The sequence below is a fragment of the Streptomyces sp. NPDC127119 genome, assembly GCF_042677425.1.
GTDB lineage: Bacteria > Actinomycetota > Actinomycetes > Streptomycetales > Streptomycetaceae > Streptomyces.
Window position 1 is genome coordinate 1 of the sequence record NZ_JBHXTO010000281.1, and the last position, 4211, is coordinate 4211.

Annotated in this window: 1 protein-coding gene; it reads left to right on the top strand. The window is 74.0% G+C overall.

The window, feature by feature from the left end:
- A partial coding sequence (locus ACFVH5_RS44000; RefSeq protein WP_385839307.1) for an SDR family NAD(P)-dependent oxidoreductase occupies positions 1–4211 on the top strand: 4211 nt, incomplete at both ends.

Here is a 4211-nt window from a genome sequence, read left to right on the forward strand (position 1 = left end):
GAGGCGCGTGAGTGGCCCGAGGTGGACCGCCCCCGCCGGGCCGCCGTCTCCTCCTTCGGTATCAGCGGCACCAACGCCCACGTCATCATCGAACACCGGCCGGCCGACGCACCCGCCATCCCCGAGCCCGTCACCCCCGAGCCCGATGAATCCACCACCCCCGCCCCGTGGCTGCTCACGGCACACGACCCGTCCGCCCTGCGTGCCCAAGCCGCCCGACTGCGCACGCTCGTCGACGACACCGGCGCCCACCCCGCGGACATCGGCCACTCCCTCGCCACCACCCGCGCGGCCCTCGACGAGCGAGCCGTGGTCCTCGGCACCACGAAGGACTCGTTCCTGGCAGGGCTCGACGCCCTCGCACGGGGAGCGGAGAGCCCCCACCTCATCACCGGAAACGCGTCCGGCGCGGGCCGTACCGCGTTCCTGTTCACCGGGCAGGGTGCCCAGCGTGCCGGCATGGGCCGCGAACTCCACGGCTCCTCGAAGGTGTTCGCCGCCGCCCTCGACGAGGCCTGCGCGGCCTTCGAAGGTCACCTCGAACGCCCTCTGCGCGACGTCCTGTTCGCCCCGGACGACAGTGCCGACGGAGCACTGCTGCACCGGACCGCGTACACCCAGCCCGCCCTCTTCGCCGTGGAGACGGCCCTGTTCCGGCTGCTGGCCCACCACGGACTGCGCCCCGACCTGCTCGCCGGACACTCCATCGGTGAACTGACCGCGGCGCACGCCGCAGGAGTGCTCTCCCTCGACGACACGGCCCGGCTCGTCGCCGCCCGGGGCCGGCTGATGGAGTCGGCCAGGGCCGGCGGGGCGATGATCGCGATCGAGGCGGAGGAGGCCGAACTCGCCGACGATCTCACGGAGTTCACCGGACGACTCACGGTCGCCGCCGTCAACGGCCCCACCGCGCTGGTGATCTCGGGCGACGGGGACGCGGCCGGACTGGTCGCGGAACGCTGGCGCGCCAAGGGGCGCAGGACCCGCGGGCTTCGGGTCAGCCACGCCTTCCACTCGCCCCACATGGACGAGATCCTCGACGAGTTCCGCACCGTCGCGGGCACGCTCACCTTCCGCCCGCCGCGCATCCCCATCGTCTCCACCCTCACCGGTGAGGTCGCCGAGGCAGCCACCCTCGCTTCCCCCGACCACTGGGCCGCCCAGATCAGAGGCACCGTCCGCTTCCTCGACGCCGCCCGCACCCTTGAACGGCGCGGCGCCACCGTGTTCGTCGAGGTCGGCCCGGACGCCGTCCTGACGTCCATGGTGCGCGACTGCCTCACCGGTGAACCCGCCACCGTCGCCCTGCTGAGGGCCGGCCGGCCCGAGAAGCAGACCCTGGCCACGGGCCTCGCGACGGCCCTCACGCGGGGCGCCCCGCTCGACGCCGCGTCGTTCTTCCCCGGCGGACGCCGGACCGAACTGCCGACGTACGCCTTCCAGGGCGCGCACCACTGGCTTCCGCAGGCCACCACCGACGTCGGTAGCCTCGGGCTCGACCGCGCGGACCACCCGCTGCTCTCCACGGAGCTGGAACTCGCGGGCAGCGAAGGCCTCGTCCTCACCGGCCGTGTCGGACTGGGCAGCCACCCCTGGCTGGCCGACCACGCGGTCGCCGGCACGGTCCTGGTGCCCGGCACCGCCCTTCTCGAACTGGCCCTGACGGCAGGCACGCGCCTCGGAACGGAACGGGTCGAGGAGCTGACCCTGGAAGCCCCGCTGACGCTGCCGGAGAACGGGGCCGTGCGGATCCAGGTCACGGTGGACGCGCCGGACGACACCGGTACGCGGGCCTTCGCCGTGCACGCCCGCGCCGGTGCCGGGCCGGAGGAGCGCCTGCCGTGGACCCGGCACGCCTCAGGCCTCCTGGGCGTCACGCCGACGCCCGCGGCCGAGGACCCGATGCCGTGGCCGCCGCCGGCCGCGTCGCGCCTGCCGCTCGACGGTGTCTACGACCGGCTCGCCGGCCTCGGCTACGGTTACGGCCTTGCCTTCCAAGGGCTCACCGACGCCTGGCAGGCGGGTGAGGACCTGTACGCCGAGGTGTCCCTGCCGGCCGAACAGCACGCGGACGCGGGCCGCTTCGGCCTCCACCCGGCGCTCTTCGACGCGGCCCTCCACCTGCTGGTGCTGCACGTCGGCGAACGGGCGGGCGGCGCGGCGGCCGACACCGTCCGGCTGCCCTTCTCCTGGAGCGACACCGTCCTGCACGCCGCCGGGGCGACGACCTTGCGGGTCCGTATCTCCCCGGCGGGCACGGACACCTTCTCGCTCACCGCCGCCGATCCCTCGGGCCGGCTCGTGGCAGAGGTCGGTTCGCTGGTCCTGCGGCCGGTCGCCCGCGACCTGGTGGGCCCCGCCGACACCGGTCGCGACGCGCTGTACGACGTGGAATGGACGACTCTGCCCGACCTCGCGGGGACACCTGACACGCTGCGGTTCGCTCATGCGGAGAACGGCGGACTGCCCTCCGTCCCCGAGGGCGCGAACCCGGCCGACGTGGTCGTCGTCACCGCCGGGACCTTCGACGCGACGGACACCCGGACCGACCCCGCGGAGGCCGCTCACATGACGGCGGCGCGCACACTCCGCCTGATCCAGAGCTTCCTCGCCGACACACGGTACGCGGGCGCACGGCTAGTGTTCCTCACCCGGGGAGCGGTCGAAGCCGTACCCGGGGAGGGCGTCACGGCGCCGGAGTCGTCACCCATGTGGGGGCTGGTCCGCACCGCACAGTCCGAACACCCCGGCCGCATGCTCCTCGTGGATGTGGACACGGACGTACAGACAGGGGAGAACGGCGGCCCGGACGCCGCGCAGGCACTCGTGTCCGCCGCCCTGGCCACCGGCGAGCCGCAAATCGCCCTACGAGAAGGCCGGATGACGGCCCCCCGGCTGGCGCGGGCCGCCGCGCCAGCCGCCGTTTCCCCCGCGGGCACCGGAACGGCGCCCGCCGTCTCCGAGGGCACCGTCCTGATGACAGGCGGCACCGGCGGGCTCGGCGCCCTCATCGCCCACCGGCTGGTGGTGGAGCACGGGGTGCGCAGTCTGCTGCTGGTGAGTCGTCGGGGAGGGGATGCCCCGGGTGCTGATGAACTCGCGGCGTCTTTGCGGGAGTTGGGTGCCGAGGTGGAGGTGGTGGGGTGTGATGTGACGGATCGTGTCGCGGTGGAGCGGTTGCTGGGGCGGTTCTCACCGCAGAACCGGTTGACCGGGGTCGTCCACGCCGCCGGAGTCCTCGACGACAGCACGGTCGAAGCACTGACGCCAGAGCGGTTGGACGCCGTGCTGCGGCCCAAGGTGGACGCGGCCTGGCATCTGCACGATCTCACCCGCGACATGGACCTCGCCCACTTCGTGCTCTTCTCCTCCGTCTCCGGCCTGCTGGGCACGGCTGGCCAGGCCAACTACGCGGCGGGCAACGCCTTCCTCGACGCGCTGGCCGCCCACCGCCGGGGCCTGGGCCTCCCCGCCGTCTCACTCGCCTGGGGACTGTGGGGCGGGACCCACGGCATGGGCGGCACCCTCGCCGACGCGGACCTCGCCCGCTGGAGCCGTACCGGCATCAAGCCGCTCGAACCGGCGCGGGGACTCGCGCTGTTCGACGCGGCCCTCACTGACGCCGCTCTCCCCGGCGCCCGCGCCCTGCGTGCCCCGGTGGAACTCGACCTGCCCGCCGTCCGCGCGCTCACGGACCCGCCGGCCCTGCTGCGCGGACTCGGTGGCACCCCACGCCGTCGCGCAGCGGCGAGCACCGGCCGGGCCGTCGGCACGGACTGGGCCGGGGAGACGGCCCGACTCCCCGAGGACCGGCGCCGCGAGGTCGTGCGGGACCTCGTACGCGACACCGTGGCGGCCGTCCTTGGCCACGCCGACGTCACCGCACTCGACCCGCGACGTGCCTTCAAGGAGCTCGGCTTCGACTCCCTCGCCGGAGTGGAACTGCGCAATCGGCTGAACCGCACCACCGGACTGCGGCTGCCCACCACCGCCGTCTTCGACCACCCCTCGACACAGGCCCTCGCCGACTACCTCGGCTCCCTCGTTCCCGGGAGCGATCCGGCACCCACCGAATCGGGGACGCGCACACCGGCCCTCGGCACCTACGCCGATGAACCCATCGCGATCGTGGGGATGGCGTGCCGGTATCCGGGTGGGGTGGCGTCGCCGGAGGATCTGTGGCGGTTGGTGGAGGCGGGGACGGACGCGGT